The following is a 17,145-nucleotide window of genomic DNA, read 5'->3' on the forward strand; positions in this document are numbered from 1 at the left end:
ATCTACTTGCGCCGTGGTCAGTACTGTCCCTGCGCCAATCAGCATCTCTGGGTAGGCGGCACGCATCAAACGAATCGATTCTGCAGCCGCTTCTGTTCTAAAGGTCACTTCCGCGCATGGCAACCCATTTTCAACCAATACTTTGGCCAAAGGGACCGCTTGGCTAGCATCATTAATCGCAATCACAGGGACGATTTTGATTTCTTTCAATCGTTGTTCAAGAGTTTTCATTTCATAACCTTATAGTAAAACGCTTTTTATAATAAGAAGCTTAGGACAGCGACAATCACAAACGCGATGCTACCAAGCAGTGTTTCCATCACAGTCCAAGTTTTGAGTGTGGTTTTCTCATCCATTTCCATCAAGCGAGAAACCAGCCAGAAGCCTGAGTCATTAAAGTGAGATAGTACCGTTGCACCACCAGCAATCGCAATCACGATAAAACATAAATCCAACTCACTCAAACCCGTGGTTTGTGCCACAATTGGCGCAATCAAAGCGGCGGTGGTGGTTAATGCCACGGTGGCAGAGCCTTGCGCCACACGTAAGCAAGTTGCGATCACAAATGCCGCAACTATGATAGGCATGCCGGTATCGGATAACACGTCAGCCAATGCTTGGCCAATGCCACTGGCGCGTAACACACCACCAAACATGCCGCCCGCACCTGTCACAAGAATTACCGCACAGATAGGCGCTAACGAGTCACTGCACAGTTTTTCCAGCTTGTTCATTCCAAAATCTTTGGCAAACACCAGTAAACAAGTTAGCAGAGTCAGCAACAGTGCCACCGGGGTTTTACCCAACATGCGCAATAATTCAACCAATGGTGCTTTGCCGTCAATCACGCCTGCTACCGCAAGGGTATTAAGACCTGTATCCATAAAAATGAGCAGCACAGGCATCACTAAAATCGCTAATACCGTGGCAAATTTTGGCAATTTATTTTCATCAATAATTTGCTCGGTATTAAAAAACGCTTTGGAGAGTGGAATATCAAATTTCTTACCCGCATACAGGCCAAAGAGGTAAGCGCCAAAATACCAAGTAGGAGCAACAGACCAAGATCAGCACCTAAAAGATCTGAAGCCGCAACCGGCCCAGGATGAGGCGGCACAAAGGCATGCATCACGGCAAAAGCACCAGCTGAAGGCAGCGCGTATTTCAATGGTGAGCCACCAAAGCGCTTCGCTACACTAAAGATGATCGGCATCATCACGATTAATCCCGCATCAAAGAAGATGGGAAAACCAAACAATAATGAAGCAATACCCAGTGCAAACGGCGCTTTTTCTTCACCAAAGCGGCCTATCAAGGTATCGGCCAGCACTTTAGCACCGCCCGTCACTTCTAAAATTTTGCCAATCATCGCACCTAAGCCGACCAGCAAAGCAACGGACGCTAGGGTTCCACCAAAACCAGACATCATGGTTGGGACCACTTTTTCCGCCGCAACGCCGGTGGCAATTGCAGTGCCGAGGCTGACTAAGGTTAATGAAGCGAAGGCGTGTATCTTCAACTTCATGATTAAAATCAGTAGTGCTGCAATCGCACATCCCGCGATTGCTAATAGGTAAGCAGGGTTACTGCTTTGAGTCATCAATTCCATGTTCTTCACCTTATATCACGTATTGTTTTGTTTGTGTTTCAGTTCACAAATCTCTAAGTTACGGGTAACATGTTACCGATAACATGGATAAGATAAAGTCATATTTCCAAGTGAATTTAAAAAATGAGATCCAGCTCAGAATACCACTCAAGGAGTCCGTATGACTGGTAGTAGCATTATTGTAATGGGCGTATGCGCCTGCGGAAAAAGCACTGTAGGCGCGAAACTGGCCCAGAAATTAGGGGCGAAATTCATCGACGGTGACGACCTTCATCCAAAAGCCAATATTCTCAAAATGGCAGGCGGAGAGCCGCTAAATGATGACGATCGCAAACCTTGGTTAGAGCGCATCCGTGACGCGGCTTTTAGCTTAGAGAGTAAAAATGAGCACGGCGTGATTGTTTGCTCTGCGTTGAAAAAAACCTACCGCGATCAAATCCGTGACGGTAACCAAAATGTGACCTTTCTCTTTCTCGATGGCAGTTTTGATTTAATCATGAAGCGCATGCAAGCGCGTAAAGGCCACTTTATGAAAGCGAACATGGTGGAAAGCCAGTTCAATACGTTAGAGCGCCCCGACAACGAAGTGAAAGTCGCTATCGTTGATATCGATACGGATATTGATGAGGTTGTAGAGCGCGCCCTAGTGGCATTGCGCGAGCTCACTTTAGATGGTCAAAAGGTGTCAGCATGAGTACAACCTTAAACCCAACCATCACAGCCGTCACCGAACGAATTATTCAGCGCAGCCGTACTTTGCGTGATGAGTTTCTCAACCGCGCCAAGGCACAGCAGCACAGTGGCAAGGGTAAAGCATCACTCTCTTGTGGTAATTTGGCTCATGCCGTCGCCGCCTCTTGCTCTCAAGAAAAAGCGCACATTCTCGATTTAACGCGTTCTAACTTAGCCATTATCACAGCATACAACGATATGCTTAGCGCGCACCAAGTGTATAAAGATTACCCTGAGCAAATCAAAAAAGTGCTCGCCCCATTTGGCCACACGGCTCAAGTTGCTGGCGGCGTTCCTGCGATGTGTGATGGCGTAACACAAGGCCAAGCGGGCATGGATATGTCGTTGTTCTCACGCGATTTGATTGCACAAGCCACGGCATTTTCACTCAGCCACAATATGTTTGATGGCACATTACTGCTCGGTATTTGCGATAAAATTGCGCCCGGACAACTGATGGGCGCGCTGGCGTTTGCGCACCTACCAACGGCTTTCATTCCCGCAGGGCCAATGTCCACTGGCATTACTAATGATGAGAAAGTCGATGTTCGCCAAAAACACGCGGCAGGTTTGGTTGATGATAGAGCGCTGCTGAATATGGAGTGCGCTTCGTATCACTCCCCGGGCACTTGCACTTTCTACGGCACTGCCAATACCAACCAATTAGTGTTTGAGGCGATGGGTTTAATGCTGGCAGGGTCAGCGTTTGTCGCTCCCTTTTCCCCACTACGCCTTGCATTGACGCAACATGCCGCGATCCGCCTTGCCGCCATGAGCGATGGCACGGCGCATTTCCGTCCACTTTATGAAGTGGTGACCGAAAAAAGCGTAGTCAACGGCCTAGTGGCTTTGCTCGCCTCTGGTGGCAGTTCAAACCATACCATTCATTTACTGGCTGTTGCTCGCGCGGCGGGTATTGTGCTGACTTGGCAAGATATCAGTGATCTGTCTGACGTCGTTCCTCTTGTGGTGAATGTTTACCCCAATGGTTCGGCGGATATCAATGAATTTGAGCTCGCAGGCGGCGTACCCATGTTGATGACGCGTCTGCATCAAGCGCAGTTACTTCACAGCGACGTAAAACCCGTGTTTGGTGAATTTGCAGATCAACTAAAATCACCACAATTAGTGGGCCATACGTTAGAATGGCAAGCGTGTACTCAAACTAAAAACTCCTCGGTAATCGCCCTGCCTGATAAGGTATTTCAGCGCTCTGGTGGTATTAAAGTGTTATCGGGTAACCTTGGGCAAGCAGTGATCAAAGTCTCTGCCGTGGCTGAGCAACATCGCATTGTTGAAGCGCCCGCCAAAGTGTTCGCTTGCCAACATCAGGTTGAGCAGGCGTATCAACGCGGCGAGCTCAATCAAGATTGCGTGGTTGTAGTTCGCTTCAATGGGCCAGCAGCCAATGGCATGCCTGAGCTGCATAAGTTAATGCCGATTTTGGGCAACTTACAAAAAGCGGGCTATCAGGTTGCGTTAGTGACCGATGGTCGTTTGTCCGGCGCTTCTGGTAAAATTCCTGCGGCTATTCACGTCTCACCGGAAGCATTAAGAGGCGGCGCAATTGCGCTTATTGAAGAGGGAGATAGGATCCGCGTCGATGCGGTGACAGGCCGATTAGAGAACTTAACGCCAACCGAAGGCCGCGATATCGCCACTTGTGATACTGAGCTCACACAGCAAACTTGGGGGCGCGATCTGTTTAAAGTGTGTCGAGATAATGTCTCTGCCGCCAATCAAGGGGCTTCGTTCCTCTACCCTAATTGATACAACATGAGCTTGATGTAGCCATTGAAGTGACAAACCCAACCACTTCAATGGCTGAATAACAAGCTGACTACAGGCTCTCGCCATCGGTGACACTAAAGCCTAAGTCGAACACTTTCTGCTCAATCACTTCACCCGCCAGTGCGGACAATAATAGCTCAGCACTTTTCTTGCCAATCTCAAACCGAGGCGTTTCTACACTGGTTAGCTTTGGCGAAATCGCTTGACCTATATCGAGCGCGTTATACCCCACGATTGCAATATCTTGAGGAATCTTCAGCCCTCGATGTGCACACTTCATCATGGCACCAATTGCAATGTCATCATTAGTACAGAAGATGCCGTTAATCTCTGGCCTCTCTTCTAGGGCTTGTTCGAGTAAATCACCGCCGAGAGTAAAACTTGAATGCTCTTGAGTTAGGATATGAACTGCGGTTAAGCCTGCATCTTGCATTGCACGATCATAGCCATTCATCCGCAACTGCGTTCGAGTATCAAGACGCGCACCGAGATAGGCAATATGCTGTTTGCCACTATCAATCATCTGCGTCACCACATGATACGAGGCCTGTTCGTGATCCAACCCCACCGCCATATTGATCGGCTTGTCTGGCAGCTCCATCGTTTCAACCACTGGCACACCCGCCGCTTTTAGCATTTGAATGGTACGTTCGGAGTGGTGCGTTTCGGTCAAAATAAGACCATCGACTTGATACGACAGCAACGAGGCAATTTTCTCCTCCTCTTCTTGCACGTTATAACCAAAGTGGGCAATAAGTGTATCGTAACCTCTTGCTTTGGTTACCGACTCAATCCCTTGAACTAAATTGGCAAACACTTGATTTGACAAGGAAGGCAGAAGAATACCAATCGCCTTACTTGACGATTTCGACAACATCGCCGGGGCGCGATTTTGTATATAACCTAATTCTTCAATCACTGCGGCAATTTTTTCTTGGGTTGCCAATGCGACCGAGTTGGGGTCGCGTAGAAAACGGGAAACGGTCATTTTCGTCACCCCCACGCGGTCTGCGATATCTTGCAGGGTAGGCCTAGTTTTACGTTGCATACTGCTCATTTTTATTCTGTTTTCCAACTGAATGTTACCGTAACATTAAACCTCATGACGACTGTGCATTTCAATCTTTATATCACCTCACTAAGCTCATACACACAGAGGCAATGGCGTAATTTGTGTGACCAACTCGCACAATTATCAACAAACTCATTAATAATCCCTAAAATGGGCTTGCTTTCTTGCCTCTTCACCCCAAAAAGAGAGTAATGTGAGGCAGAAGCTCTCCTTTTCATGGATCTTTGATTCATCGCAAGGCGCTTTTCCCCCTGCCAGATTAATTAATAGCTTCTGATTTTGAAGCTGCATTCTAAGGAAATAATAATGTCTGATACACCCACTACCGTTGAATATACCGTTGAAACCCTAAAGCCTGTTGTTGAATCTTCCGGTTCTATTTGGGGTTATGTGGCGGGCGGTGTCGTGCTTGCAGTGGTTCTTGGTTACTTTGCTTTTAAAAAGCTCAACAAACCGGCCTTTGTCATTAAGCAAATGCGTAAACGTAACCGCAAAGAGATGAAAAAACATGGTGTGGAAAGTGCCGAAGCGATGGTCGATCTCGATCTTCTACTCGATGCAGTACAAGAGTACGCCACCCAACAAGCGATGAGTGGCACAACCATGGTGCAACTGTTAGCACCATTAAATGACGCCAATAAAATGAAATCCGCAGGAGATTTCTATCATTCAATGGCCTACATTGCCAAAAGCATCAATAACCCGACGCTGGCTAAAACATTACAGAACAAATCAAAACAGGTTCGTTCAAGCTCGCCACTGATGGCTGGCCTGCTCAAGCGTGCTGGCGTTTAACTGGCACAACAGAAAGGTCTGCGATGTGGGTGTATTACCATCACCCACATCTAAAAGTTTTCCCCTCAGTTAAGGTTGAAAAGGCAGTGATGAATGGTGCAGAACAATTCGCAGTTGGCCCTGTTCATCTTTCTTAAATGCCCAGCTTTTATCCACCACGGTTTGCTTTCCTTTATTGTCGATGAGCTTAACGTGCCCCATGGTTAAGGCCACATCACCGTTGATGTAGACTGCTGCGTTATCAAAGCTATACTCCTTCCAACCTTTTAGTGCAAAACCAGAATCTTGTGGGTATTGCTTATCACTGCCGACAAAATAAGATAGCGCTCCGTCTACTTCTGTGCGAAAGGTTTGCTCCCCACTGGCAAGCGTAGGTTTGAAAAGCACCGCGCCTTGTTGATAGCCATAAGCTTGGTCTAACACTTGCTGTGCCAATTTCTTCGCTTCAGCATGACCTTTTTGTTCATAAGTCTGGCTGATCTTGATTAACGCTTCTCCCCAAGCTTGCTGGGCATCAAGCACCTCTTGGTGGTTAATGTTGTTATTAACTAATACGTTAGAAGCTTGAGCGGATAGCGGTAACAACCCACAAAGTAATAATGCTGAAATAGAAATTCTTTTATGTGTACGTTGCATGATGAAGGCCTTATCTAATTATCTAGTTGATGGGAGTAATTTACGGCCTCTCGATGAACCTAAACAATGCGCTTAGATTAACTTCAGATGAATATTCTTTACCCAATACCAACGGATCGCTTACTCTGCTCATCTACTGAATTTATGCGGCGATCATTATGTTTCGTTATCAATTATCTCTCGTACTGGCTCTGTTACTCACCCTAATCTTAGCCCAAGCCGGCACCGCTTTATGGTCAAATAACGTCGCTAATGAGCACATTCAGCGCGGACAGATCTCCAATCAAATCTTGCAAAGCTTTATGCAGTTGAGCACGGAAAAACAGCAGCTAAAAATTTGGCTTGCCGAATATTTATTGACCAAAGATGGCAGCACGCTCAAACGAGACATACGTTTTTCAAAGATTGAAGATTTGCTCAGCGAGCTCTATTTGCTAACCGAGCAAGCACAACAACACGGTATCACCAACCAAGACTTTGCCGAGATCACTCAGCAAATCAAAGTCATTTCTCTCTTTGAAACTAACTTTGGACGATTAAAAACAGCGCTTCGATCCTGGGAAATCGCAAAAATCACAGACAATAATGATCGCTGGCTTTTACTCAGTGACACCTTTGATAAAGTGGATAACACCGACCTACGCCAGCTGCTGAATCAAGCTATTTCTCTACAGAAACAACGTACTGCACGCTATGAAGCCGCAGCGATGAAATCATTATCTGATGTAGAAAATGTCATTGTAACCTTATCATTACTAGGGGTAGTCTTTGGCTTGCTACTCGGAGGCTGGTTACTGCGCACCTTATCCAAACCGTTAGCGGAACTGCTAAAAAGCACTTCAGCTTTAGAACAAGGCCATCTTAACCATCGAGTATCGGTCAGCGGGCCAAGTGAGCTCAGAACCCTAGCGCAGCATTTTAATTACATGGCACAAAGCCTTGAAAATGCGCAGCAAAAAGAGATCGCTTCGCGTCAACTCATTGAGCGAGAAGTTACTGCACGCACCCAAGAACTCGCCAATGCACTCGAAACATTGGAGCAAGCTAAACGCCAGCAGAAAGAGTTTTTTGCGAACGTCAGCCATGAATTGCGTACTCCCGCAACGGCCATTTTAGGAGAAGCCCAAATTACCCTTCGCAGTCGTCAAAATAGTGATGAAGAGTATCGACAAACGCTACAGCGTATCAATGAATCGGCAACCCACCTTTCCTACCGGATCGACGATTTATTGTTGCTGATCCGTCAAGATGAAAAGCTGTTCCAACCGGCTCTTAGCCCTATCACCTTAGAGAACCTATGGCAGTCGGTGACGAGACAAGCCACCCTTTTAACTCACGCGCATCAAGTGCAACTTGAATGTCTTCACCCACAACAGGCAAACTGGCAAGCTCGAATCTTTCATACTGATTTAGATAAGCTACTGATGACCGTGCGAATTATCGTCGATAATGCATTGCGCTATGATCCACATCACCATCCTATTACGCTCACTCTGCTAGTTGAGCCCCAGCAATTTCATCTTCAATTACAAGATCACGGTATTGGCATTGACCAAGAGGACCTCGCACAGATTTTCCAACGCTATTTTCGGTCCGAAAACGGCAAACGCTATCGCCCTGATGGCTTGGGGATTGGTTTAACGCTGGCTTATAACATTGTGCAACAGCAACGCGGAACCATCGCATTCCAAAGCCAACTGGCTCAAGGCACAACCGTTACACTTACCTTTGAACTGGAAGAGGAAGAATCATGAGAATTCTTTTAATTGAAGATGATGCCAGAATTGCCAACTTTATTGAGCGAGGGCTCAAAGCAGAAGGTCACCACATTCAGCGACTAAATGATGGGCAATACGCACTTGAAACACTCATAAGCGGCGAGCCCGATATTTTAATTTTAGATCGAATGCTTCCGCACACCGATGGATTAACTCTTTGTCAGCAAATACGTGAAGCCGGTATTGATGTGCGAATTTTGATGCTTTCTGCACTGGGCGAAGTTGAAGAACGGGTTCGGGGCCTACGCATTGGTGCGGATGATTATCTGGCAAAACCTTTTCATTTTGAAGAGTTACTGGCTCGCCTAGATGCGCTGCAACGTCGACATTCTGACTCTGCGCCAATGCCCACTCTACACATTGCAGACTTAACGCTCTGCTTATCAACCATGGCCGTAACACGGGCAGGGCAAGCCATTGAGTTAACCGCCAAAGAACTCTCCATATTAGAGCTATTGATGCATAAACCCGGTCATATTTTTAGCCGAGAACGGATTCTTGCTAATGTTTGGGGCCTCCATCAAGATCCCCTAACCAACGTAGTCGATGTGTATATGCGTCGTCTACGCAAAAAAATTGATGACCCTTTCTCATCAGCACTGATTAAAACTAAACGCGGTATGGGCTATTTTCTCGATAAAAATAGTGGTGAGCAACGCACAGGAAATGGATAAATTTAACTCTTATCTAACAATTAGTTATCTGAGAAATTTAATATTCGTTCCGGTGCACAAATTTGCATACCTATAGTTAACATTTGTAGTTCATTACAGTATTACTGGTCATAAGTTCAGGGCAACCACAAAACGACATCGAGAGTTCATTTCACTAGGTGACTTCTCAATGCCGTATTTGAACCCTCCAGCTGTAGACATAACCACTAACCGAGTTCTTACGCCTACCCCTGCCGTTCATTAAGCTTGCCCACCAGCCGTTTTTTAATTGTTCAGGAGACTCATCATGAGTGACATTGCACTTTCTATCAGCATTCTCTCGCTGGTAGCTGTGCTGGGTTTGTGGATAGGGAATTGGCGCGTCTACGGTGTTGGTTTAGGGATCGGCGGGGTGCTGTTTGGCGGCATTCTCGTCGGCCACTTTACAGGCATGTGGGGTGTGGTTCTTGACTACAATACGTTGCATTTTATTCAAGAGTTCGGCCTTATCCTATTTGTGTACACCATTGGTATACAAGTCGGACCCGGTTTTTTCTCTTCACTTCGAAGCTCAGGACTAAAACTCAACGCCTTTGCCGCACTCATTGTGTTGCTGGGCTGTGTGGTGACGGTTGCGCTTTACTATCTGTTTGATGTGCCTTTACCCGTTATTCTTGGTGTATTCTCCGGTGCAGTCACCAATACGCCATCATTAGGCGCGGGGCAACAAATCCTGACTGAGTTAGGTGGCCAAGAGAACATGCTTGACCTGACGGGTATGGGTTATGCGATTGCTTACCCCTTTGGCATATGCGGTATTTTGCTTACCATGTGGCTGCTCAGAATTGCCTTTCGTGTCAGTGTTGACGCCGAAGCCGAAGAGTTTGAGATCCACAACGGCCACAAAAAAGAGAGCTTACACACCATTAACGTTGCGATTAAAAACCCCAACTTAAATGGCCTGCTCTTAAAAGACATTCCCGCGCTCAGTGATGGCGATATTGTGTGCTCGCGCCTTAAACGTGGTGAACACCTTTCCGTGCCCAAACCCGATTCACGAGTTGAAGTGAATGATTTGCTTCATCTGGTCGGCGATAAAAAAGCGTTAGAAAAAGCACGCTTGGTGATTGGCGAAGAGGTCGATGCATCACTTTCGACACGCGGCACTGAGCTGCGAGTACAGCGCTTAGTCGTCACCAACGAGATTGTGCTTGGTAAAAAGCTGCGCGATCTGGATTTAAAAGAGAAATACGACGTCGTCGTTTCGCGTTTAAACCGTGCCGGGGTTGAGCTTATCCCAACCAGCCAATCTACTTTGCAGTTTGGCGACATTCTCAATTTAGTCGGGCGTCAAGAAGCGATTGAAGCGGTCAGTGGCATGGTCGGCAACGCGCACCAAAAATTACAGCATGTGCAGATGCTACCAGTCTTCGTTGGGATTGGACTTGGGGTATTACTCGGATCTATTCCGTTTTATCTACCGGGATTCCCCGCCGCCATTAAGCTCGGCTTAGCTGGAGGACCGCTGATTGTCGCACTTGTTTTGGCGCGTATCGGCAGCATTGGCAAAATGTATTGGTTTATGCCGCCCAGCGCGAACCTTGCTCTACGAGAAATTGGTATTGTGCTGTTTTTAGCCGTGGTCGGGTTAAAATCTGGGGGTAATTTTGTTGAAACCTTAGTGCAAGGCGATGGCGTCAGTTGGATGGGCTACGGCATGTTGATCACGGGTATTCCATTGATCACCGTCGGAATACTGGCTCGTGTTTTAGGCCATATTAACTATCTCACTATCTGTGGCATGCTAGCAGGCTCGATGACCGATCCACCCGCTCTTGCTTTTGCAAATGCGCTGCACGAAAGCAGCGGCGCTTCTGCGTTAGCATACGCCACTGTCTATCCGCTAGTAATGTGCCTACGCATACTCTCACCGCAAATATTGGCGTTAATTTTATGGGCAATATAGCGAACGGTTAATATCAGGCAAACTAGATAAACAAAGTGGGTCGCTCAGTACCCACTTCCTTTTGCTGCGTTGATAATGCTCCCACACAGCAACGTCTCACCAAATCTCTACAACATAGGAACAACGGACAGTAGCAGCAACGCGCCCATCGCGCCGTTAAACCAGCGGACATAACTTGGGTGATTCATCCAGTGGCTCAACTGTTTACCCGCCGCAGTCCAAACACTGACCGATGGAATGTTCACCAAAGCAAACACCAATGAAATCAGCATTAACTGCGCCCAGCTCGCACTTTGGTTAAATACACTCACCGCAGTCAGCGCCATCGACCAACCTTTGGGGTTGACCCATTGAAACAGTACAGCCGAAACAAATGACATCGGTTGATACTGCTTCTCTCCCTGCGAAGGATTACTCAGCGCAATTTTTATCGCCAAATAGACCAAATAAATGGTGCAGGCAATTTGCAAGCCTTGTTGCAACATAGGATAACGATGGAATAAACCCGTTAACCCAACACCAACCAATAGCACCATAATGCTAAAACCAAACGTTACACCAAGCATGTGCGGAATAGTGCGCATAAAGCCCACATTCGCACCGGATGTCATCAGCATGATGTTGTTTGGACCCGGTGAAAAGGTCGAAACAAAAGCAAAAGCCACCAGTGGCCACCATTGTGTGTAATCCATCTTCTTTCTCTATATTTAATAATGATGAACAAATAATAATGGTATCGGCTGGCAATATTGTGCTTATATTGGTCAATACCACTAATATTGAGCAATAAAAATAAGCCATGGACAGATTTGACGAGAGAATATTGCAAGAGCTACAACTTGATGGCCGAGTCTCGAATGTCGAGCTGGCTGAACGCATCGGCTTATCGCCCTCCGCCACGTTGCGCCGTGTGCAGGATCTCGAGCGTAAGCAGATCATTAAAGGCTATCGAGCGGTCTTAAATAAAACCCAACTTGATGTCGGGTTTGTCGCTTATGTGGCAATTGGCTTAAACAGCCATACGAAAAAAGCGCAGCTCAGTTTCGAAGAACATGTGCGCTACGCCAAGGAGGTGGTCGAATGCCACAACATTACCGGGATGAACGAATATTTGCTGCGTGTCGAAAGCAAAGATCTCAGCGCCTATAAACGTTTTCACGCCGATGTGCTTGGTGAGTGCTTAACGGTGAAATCGATCACCACCATGGTGGTGATGGACTCTCCTAAAGACGAACGGCAATAGTATTTACGCCATCACTTTTAGCATTCGACAAGGTGCGCAAGGTACTAAGATAAGTAACTACCAAAAACTCATCTCATTCTAACGATTGAATTTCTTAAGCCTTTATTAAGAAAAGATCTTTATAAGTTCCATAACGTCTTCTCATCACACGGTATGTTATGGAACCCACAATGAAAAATCCTCGCTTCTCATACGCAAGTATTACCTTGTTGCTTGCTCTCTATTTCAGCTTGGTACTCAACATTCCTATTTATGCCAAGTTGGCACAGATTTTTTCGGCTGCTGAGCAGTTCAATTGGGGGTTTGCCTTCTCAATACCGATTTTTTTCTTTTTGGCGCTGAACGTTATTTTCCAACTGTTTGCGTGGCCTTATTTTCTAAAACCTTTTTTTGCGGTCTTACTCATCCTTTCTGCTGTGGTGAGTTATGCGAGTTACAATTACGGCACGATTGTCGACCGAGACATGTTGATCAATGTCGTTGAAACCAATAGCAGTGAGGCAGGCTCTTATGTCAGTCTCTATTCCATTGTCTGGATCTCAGCGTTGGGCATCCTCCCTGCCGCTCTATTACTGCTTTCACCACTTAAAGTAGAAAAATCCATTTCCCGCTTTTTAGGCTATAAAGCGCTATCAATATTGCTCTCTTTACTCGGCATCGTCATTATTGCGGCGCTGTATTATCAGAACTATTCGTCGGTTGGGCGCAACAATAGTTACCTCAAGAAAATGATCATCCCCACTCACTTTGTCTATAGCGCTTACGGTCTTGTGAAAGATCGTTATTTTACCGAGCCCGTGGTGTATCAAATTATCGGCGCTGATGCGCAGCAGCAACCGAAAACTACCCATAGCCGTGATGCAGAAAAACCAACCTTAGTCTTATTTGTGCTAGGAGAAACGGCTCGCGCACAAAATTACCAATACTACGGCTACACACGTGATACCAATGCTTATACCGCGCCTTATCAGCCTATATTTTTCAGTGATGTCGCCTCTTGTGGTACTGCGACAGCGGTCTCTGTACCTTGTTTATTTTCCAATATGGATCGTCATAATTTTAATCGTACCAAAGCGGATAACCAAGACAACGTCCTCGATATCTTGCAGCGCGCAGGCGTCGACCTCTTATGGAAAGAAAATGATGGAGGCGATAAAGGCGTCGCGAAAAATATTCCGCAGAAAGAGCTGGATAAAACTGCGCGAGAAGGCCGATGTGACGGCAGCACTTGTTATGACGTCACAATGCTAGACAACTTAGATGAAGAAATTGCTAACCAAACTGGTAACCGAATGATTTTTATGCACATTATTGGAAGTCACGGGCCAACCTACTTTAAGCGCTATCCTAAAGAAATGGCGAAATATCAACCTGATTGCCCAAGAGCGGATATTGAAAATTGCAGCGTTGAGCAGATAGTGAATACTTACGACAACACTATTCGTTACACAGATTTTGTTTTGGCGCAGCTGATTGAAAAGCTAAAATCACTGCAAGCGCAATACAACACCGCATTGATTTATGTCTCCGACCATGGGGAATCGCTGGGAGAAAATGGACTGTTCTTACATGGCATGCCGTACAGCCTAGCACCCGATTATCAAACTCAAGTACCGCTTTTAGTCTGGTTATCTGACGAATTCGCCCGTACGAAAGGCGTGAATCAAACCTGTTTACGTCAAACAGCCACTCAGCCCTATGCTCAAAGTAATCTCTTTCACTCTTTACTTGGCATTATGGATGTATCAACCAATGCATACGAGAAAGCGCAAGATATTTTTGCGCCATGCCGCTAAAGAGTATGGATAAAAACAGAAGAGACCCGTTAGCTTAGATGAAAACAAACCCTGAAGATGTTGCTGTCGTTGTGCCTCGGCAGCAACTCGACGGTGGCATTATGCAGCGCGGCGATATCACGGCAAATCGACATGCCAAGCCCCGCCCCATCGCCTTTTTCACTGTTAGCTCGATAAAAGTTATCAAATATTTTTTCTCGAGCTTCGCTGGTAATGTCAGGACCGCTATCAGTCACATTCACTTGAATAAACTGATCATCGCCATGCAACGTAATATCAATGTGGCTGTGTGCGCCAGAATAGCGCATCGCATTATCGATTAAGTTTTTAAACAGCACGCCGAGTAACAGCTCGTCGCCTTGAACCGACAAACTCTGTCCTTCAAAGCTCAATTGTTGGCCGTGCTTTAACGCTAACGGTGCAAGGTCTGCGATCACCTGCTTAATAGAGACTGAGAGATCGACCACCTGTGGAACAAGTGCCACAGTACTTTCTACTTTGGCTAGCATTAGCAGTTGATGGATCAGGCGGTCAGTACGCTCAATACCCTTAAGAATCATGTCCAGATCATATTTCAGTTGCTGCTCATTCTGGCTGAGCATGGCGTTTTCGGCATTTAATCTCAATACTGTCAGTGGCGTTTTAAGTTCATGAGCAGCCATGCGCGTAAAACGTTTCTCTCGCTGCCAAGCCAATTCTAATTGAGCCAACAGTTGGTTGAGTGTCTCTACTAATGGTGAGAGTTCGGTGGTTTGTTCTGTAACGTAAATGCGATCCAACTTATGGACACTGCGAATGGCGATTGCTGATTTTAGTTCTTGCAGTGGTTTGAAACTTCGGCCAATAAGCATCACCAGCACCAAGATAACACAGGGGATCAGGATCAATTGCGGCAATGCGGTCGACAGTGCAATTTCATTGACCATTTCATCACGAATACTCTGTTTTTCCGCAACCAGAATGTATTCCGAACCGTGATCAGGATGAGGTTGCGCCAATTGAAAATAACGCCATGTTTGGCCATCAATGGTGACGTTGCCAAATCCATTATTGCTGGCATTGCTGCTAAAAGCGGGTTGCTGACTATCAGAGCTATACATCAACTGACCATCTCGATAAAACTGAAACAGAATGTACCGCTCATAAGGGTGACCATACTGCGTTGCCATCTCCTTGTTGGCTTGCGAAAGACGTTCAATGCTTTGCATCCACTGATCAAACTGTTGATGAAGATCGGCATTGTCTCCTTCTTTTATAGAGACAGAAGTCGCCATCAACAGTAATTTTGCCGATTGACCTAAGCGCGCATCGTACACCTCCTCAACTTCATGTTGAGCAGTAGAAAAACTGAAATAAAGAGAAATGAGCAGTAAGCCACCGCTTAACCATACCGCCGACTGTGTTAAACGACGTTTAATCGAAAAGATTTTTTTATTTTTCAATCATATACCCCACACCACGGATATTTTTGATGACATTTTCTGGCATTTTTTTACGCAAGTTATGAATGTGAACTTCGATAGCGTTGTCACTGCTGCCTTCGTCCCAGCCATGAAGCGCTTGTTGCAATAACTCTTTGCTCATCACTCGCCCTGCTTGAGTGATCAAACTGGCGAGAATTTTATATTCATTGCGCGTCAGTTTGAGGGGTTGCTGACGATATTCAATCTCCTGTTTGGAAAGAGAGAGGCTCAGATCACCAATCGAAATCAGAGCCTCGGCGCTGCCCGAGCTGCGACGAATGATAAGCCGTAAACGTGCCAATAGCTCTTCTAGCGCAAAGGGTTTACCTATGTATTCATCGGCTCCTCCATCTAACCCTTTGACGCGATCGCTAATATCATCACGCGCCGTTAGGATCATCACAGGCAGCGAATAACCAGCGTTTCTAATGCCACGCAACACCTCAAGACCATCCATATCCGGTAAGGTTAAATCCAAGATCACCGCCGAAAACTGTTCAGTTTTGAGCGCACACGCCACGCCGCCACCTTTTTCTAGCCAATCCACCGTATAACCTTGGCGAGTCAACGCCACCTGCATTGACTCGCCCAGCTGTTTGTCATCTTCGACTAATAATAAACGCATACGTTATTTTAAATTCTCCAACAAAAGGGCAATTTCTTGCTGACGCCCAGCATCGGCAATCGCTCTTTGTGGCCTTGCTGGTGCTTGTTGTGCTTGCAACAGGTACTTTCTTGCTTCATCGGTTCTGCCCTGCTCGGCAAGAAAATCACCGTAAAAATAGTTGGCATCAATTCCTGTCGGGTTAATCAGCAGTGCTCTTTGCAGCAACTCTTCCGCTTTAACGTCGTCGCCAAAAGCCACTGGCCAGCCGGGCACTTTGTAATATAAGGTGCCTAAACTTGTGAAAGCCGAGCCATCTAAGGTATTAGGCGCTTGATCGATAACCTCTTCGTACAATAATTTCGCCTCTTTCACTAAAGATAGCGCACCCAACCCACCTTTTACGCCCGCTAATGAGGATTTATTGATGGCAAGCCACACTTTGAGTTCTGGACTATTACTTGATTTCATCTCTAATGTGTTACGCATAATGACACGTTCAAAACAACGCTCTTGATCATCGCTCGACTTCATTTTGTATTGGCATTTGGCCCAATCAGATTGAACCTGAGCTAAAGGGGTGATCGCAAAAGCGGGTATCGTGCTTACCGCAAAGATGACCAATGCACTGGCCCATTTAAACACAGTTTTCATATGTTGTTCTCCTTGAATTATCACGCTTTAACGGTTCAAAAAGGCAAGAATGGTCGCTTGCTGCTTTTTAATTGCCGACGAAATCACTGCAGGCCATAGTTGATTTAATCGCACCAACACTTTTTCAGGCCAGCCAATCCAGCGAGTTGTTGATTCGCTTTCGAGCATACTAAGCACATGTTGGGCAACAACCTCTGGCTCATCACAATGATTGCCTACGGCTTGGTTAAACTGGTTCACCGTGTCATTATTCAGCTCGGTATTGGTCGCTCGCGGCGCTAGGTAAAGTACCTTGATACCCGTCCCCTCAAGCTCACGCTGCATCGCTTCACTAAAACGGTGCAACCCTGCTT

The 17,145-nt window shown here is 46.3% G+C and carries 14 protein-coding genes and 3 pseudogenes; 8 read left to right on the forward strand and 9 right to left on the reverse strand.

The genetic code is table 11. From position 1 onward, the window contains the following. Nucleotides 1–231, reverse strand: a pseudogene (locus AACQ21_RS14725) (bifunctional 4-hydroxy-2-oxoglutarate aldolase/2-dehydro-3-deoxy-phosphogluconate aldolase); the annotation flags it as partial. A 26-nt stretch (nt 232–257) separates the two neighbouring features. Further along, nucleotides 258–1,609, reverse strand: a pseudogene (locus tag AACQ21_RS14730) (GntP family permease). Nucleotides 1,610–1,769: 160 nt separating this feature from the next. On the opposite strand from AACQ21_RS14730, the gene AACQ21_RS14735 reads away from it, so the two are divergent. After that, complete coding sequence (locus AACQ21_RS14735) at nt 1,770–2,303, forward strand: gluconokinase (RefSeq protein ID WP_013856467.1); 534 nt, start codon at nt 1,770–1,772, stop codon at nt 2,301–2,303. After that, nucleotides 2,300–4,111, forward strand: a complete 1,812-nt coding sequence (gene edd, locus AACQ21_RS14740; protein ID WP_105977655.1) for a phosphogluconate dehydratase — start codon at nt 2,300–2,302, stop codon at nt 4,109–4,111. The genes AACQ21_RS14735 and edd overlap by 4 nt, the downstream gene beginning before the upstream one ends. Before the next feature lie 70 nt (nt 4,112–4,181). Here the strand turns inward: edd and AACQ21_RS14745 are convergent, their stop codons facing one another. After that, nucleotides 4,182–5,189, reverse strand: coding sequence for a substrate-binding domain-containing protein (locus tag AACQ21_RS14745; protein WP_026027817.1), 1,008 nt, complete (start codon nt 5,187–5,189; stop codon nt 4,182–4,184). A 321-nt stretch (nt 5,190–5,510) separates the two neighbouring features. On the opposite strand from AACQ21_RS14745, the gene AACQ21_RS14750 reads away from it, so the two are divergent. Then, nucleotides 5,511–5,999, forward strand: a complete 489-nt coding sequence (locus AACQ21_RS14750) for a hypothetical protein (protein WP_010319103.1) — start codon at nt 5,511–5,513, stop codon at nt 5,997–5,999. Nucleotides 6,000–6,068: 69 nt separating this feature from the next. Here the strand turns inward: AACQ21_RS14750 and AACQ21_RS14755 are convergent, their stop codons facing one another. Beyond that, nucleotides 6,069–6,635: a phosphoribosyl-AMP cyclohydrolase gene (locus AACQ21_RS14755; RefSeq protein ID WP_094128911.1), complete on the reverse strand. Its 567-nt coding sequence runs from the start codon at nt 6,633–6,635 to the stop codon at nt 6,069–6,071. Nucleotides 6,636–6,793: 158 nt separating this feature from the next. Here AACQ21_RS14755 and AACQ21_RS14760 point away from each other — a divergent pair, with 158 nt between their 5' ends. From AACQ21_RS14760 to AACQ21_RS14770, 3 genes are all read left to right on the forward strand, one after another. After that, complete coding sequence (locus tag AACQ21_RS14760; RefSeq protein ID WP_105977656.1) at nt 6,794–8,389, forward strand: sensor histidine kinase; 1,596 nt, start codon at nt 6,794–6,796, stop codon at nt 8,387–8,389. After that, nucleotides 8,386–9,087 carry a response regulator transcription factor gene (locus AACQ21_RS14765; RefSeq protein WP_013856461.1) on the forward strand — a complete coding sequence of 234 codons (702 nt, stop codon included), beginning with the start codon at nt 8,386–8,388 and terminating at the stop codon, nt 9,085–9,087. Before AACQ21_RS14760 ends, AACQ21_RS14765 begins: the two co-directional genes overlap by 4 nt. A 286-nt stretch (nt 9,088–9,373) precedes the next feature. Next, nucleotides 9,374–11,032 carry a putative transporter gene (locus AACQ21_RS14770; protein WP_026027818.1) on the forward strand — a complete coding sequence of 553 codons (1,659 nt, stop codon included), beginning with the start codon at nt 9,374–9,376 and terminating at the stop codon, nt 11,030–11,032. Nucleotides 11,033–11,139: 107 nt separating this feature from the next. On the opposite strand, the gene AACQ21_RS14775 is transcribed toward AACQ21_RS14770, so the two are convergent. Next, nucleotides 11,140–11,724 carry a LysE family translocator gene (locus AACQ21_RS14775; protein ID WP_013856459.1) on the reverse strand — a complete coding sequence of 195 codons (585 nt, stop codon included), beginning with the start codon at nt 11,722–11,724 and terminating at the stop codon, nt 11,140–11,142. A 107-nt stretch (nt 11,725–11,831) separates the two neighbouring features. Here AACQ21_RS14775 and AACQ21_RS14780 point away from each other — a divergent pair, with 107 nt between their 5' ends. Continuing rightward, nucleotides 11,832–12,275, forward strand: a complete 444-nt coding sequence (locus tag AACQ21_RS14780) for an Lrp/AsnC family transcriptional regulator (RefSeq protein ID WP_019280913.1) — start codon at nt 11,832–11,834, stop codon at nt 12,273–12,275. A gap of 158 nt (nt 12,276–12,433) precedes the next feature. After that, on the forward strand, nt 12,434–14,071 hold the full coding sequence (locus AACQ21_RS14785; RefSeq protein ID WP_105977657.1) for a phosphoethanolamine transferase: 1,638 nt from the start codon (nt 12,434–12,436) through the stop codon (nt 14,069–14,071). 29 nt (nt 14,072–14,100) lie between these two features. On the opposite strand, the gene AACQ21_RS14790 is transcribed toward AACQ21_RS14785, so the two are convergent. From AACQ21_RS14790 to AACQ21_RS14805, 4 genes and pseudogenes are all read right to left on the reverse strand, one after another. Beyond that, nucleotides 14,101–15,513, reverse strand: coding sequence for a sensor histidine kinase (locus tag AACQ21_RS14790; RefSeq protein ID WP_105977658.1), 1,413 nt, complete (start codon nt 15,511–15,513; stop codon nt 14,101–14,103). Then, a complete protein-coding gene (locus AACQ21_RS14795; RefSeq protein ID WP_013856454.1) occupies nt 15,503–16,159 on the reverse strand; it encodes a response regulator in 657 nt (218 codons plus the stop codon). The genes AACQ21_RS14790 and AACQ21_RS14795 overlap by 11 nt, the downstream gene beginning before the upstream one ends. Nucleotides 16,160–16,162: 3 nt before the next feature. Then, complete coding sequence (locus AACQ21_RS14800) at nt 16,163–16,792, reverse strand: tetratricopeptide repeat protein (protein ID WP_170895376.1); 630 nt, start codon at nt 16,790–16,792, stop codon at nt 16,163–16,165. A 27-nt stretch (nt 16,793–16,819) separates the two neighbouring features. Beyond that, nucleotides 16,820–17,145: pseudogene (locus AACQ21_RS14805) on the reverse strand (SDR family oxidoreductase); the annotation flags it as partial.

Source organism: Vibrio sp. V01_P9A10T6 (assembly GCF_963877065.1).
Taxonomy (GTDB): Bacteria; Pseudomonadota; Gammaproteobacteria; order Enterobacterales; family Vibrionaceae; genus Vibrio; species Vibrio anguillarum.

Excerpts from the sequence above, each read along its gene's own strand:
- AACQ21_RS14750 (WP_010319103.1), top strand. The coding sequence starts at position 5,511 with ATGTCTGATACACCCACTACCGTTGAATATACCGTTGAAACCCTAAAG.
- AACQ21_RS14765 (WP_013856461.1), top strand. The coding sequence starts at position 8,386 with ATGAGAATTCTTTTAATTGAAGATGATGCCAGAATTGCCAACTTTATT.
- AACQ21_RS14755 (WP_094128911.1), bottom strand. The coding sequence starts at position 6,635 with ATGCAACGTACACATAAAAGAATTTCTATTTCAGCATTATTACTTTGT.
- AACQ21_RS14770 (WP_026027818.1), top strand. The coding sequence starts at position 9,374 with ATGAGTGACATTGCACTTTCTATCAGCATTCTCTCGCTGGTAGCTGTG.
- AACQ21_RS14775 (WP_013856459.1), bottom strand. The coding sequence starts at position 11,724 with ATGGATTACACACAATGGTGGCCACTGGTGGCTTTTGCTTTTGTTTCG.
- AACQ21_RS14785 (WP_105977657.1), top strand. The coding sequence starts at position 12,434 with ATGGAACCCACAATGAAAAATCCTCGCTTCTCATACGCAAGTATTACC.
- AACQ21_RS14735 (WP_013856467.1), top strand. The coding sequence starts at position 1,770 with ATGACTGGTAGTAGCATTATTGTAATGGGCGTATGCGCCTGCGGAAAA.
- AACQ21_RS14800 (WP_170895376.1), bottom strand. The coding sequence starts at position 16,792 with ATGAAAACTGTGTTTAAATGGGCCAGTGCATTGGTCATCTTTGCGGTA.
- AACQ21_RS14795 (WP_013856454.1), bottom strand. The coding sequence starts at position 16,159 with ATGCGTTTATTATTAGTCGAAGATGACAAACAGCTGGGCGAGTCAATG.
- AACQ21_RS14760 (WP_105977656.1), top strand. The coding sequence starts at position 6,794 with ATGTTTCGTTATCAATTATCTCTCGTACTGGCTCTGTTACTCACCCTA.
- AACQ21_RS14780 (WP_019280913.1), top strand. The coding sequence starts at position 11,832 with ATGGACAGATTTGACGAGAGAATATTGCAAGAGCTACAACTTGATGGC.
- AACQ21_RS14745 (WP_026027817.1), bottom strand. The coding sequence starts at position 5,189 with ATGAGCAGTATGCAACGTAAAACTAGGCCTACCCTGCAAGATATCGCA.
- edd (WP_105977655.1), top strand. The coding sequence starts at position 2,300 with ATGAGTACAACCTTAAACCCAACCATCACAGCCGTCACCGAACGAATT.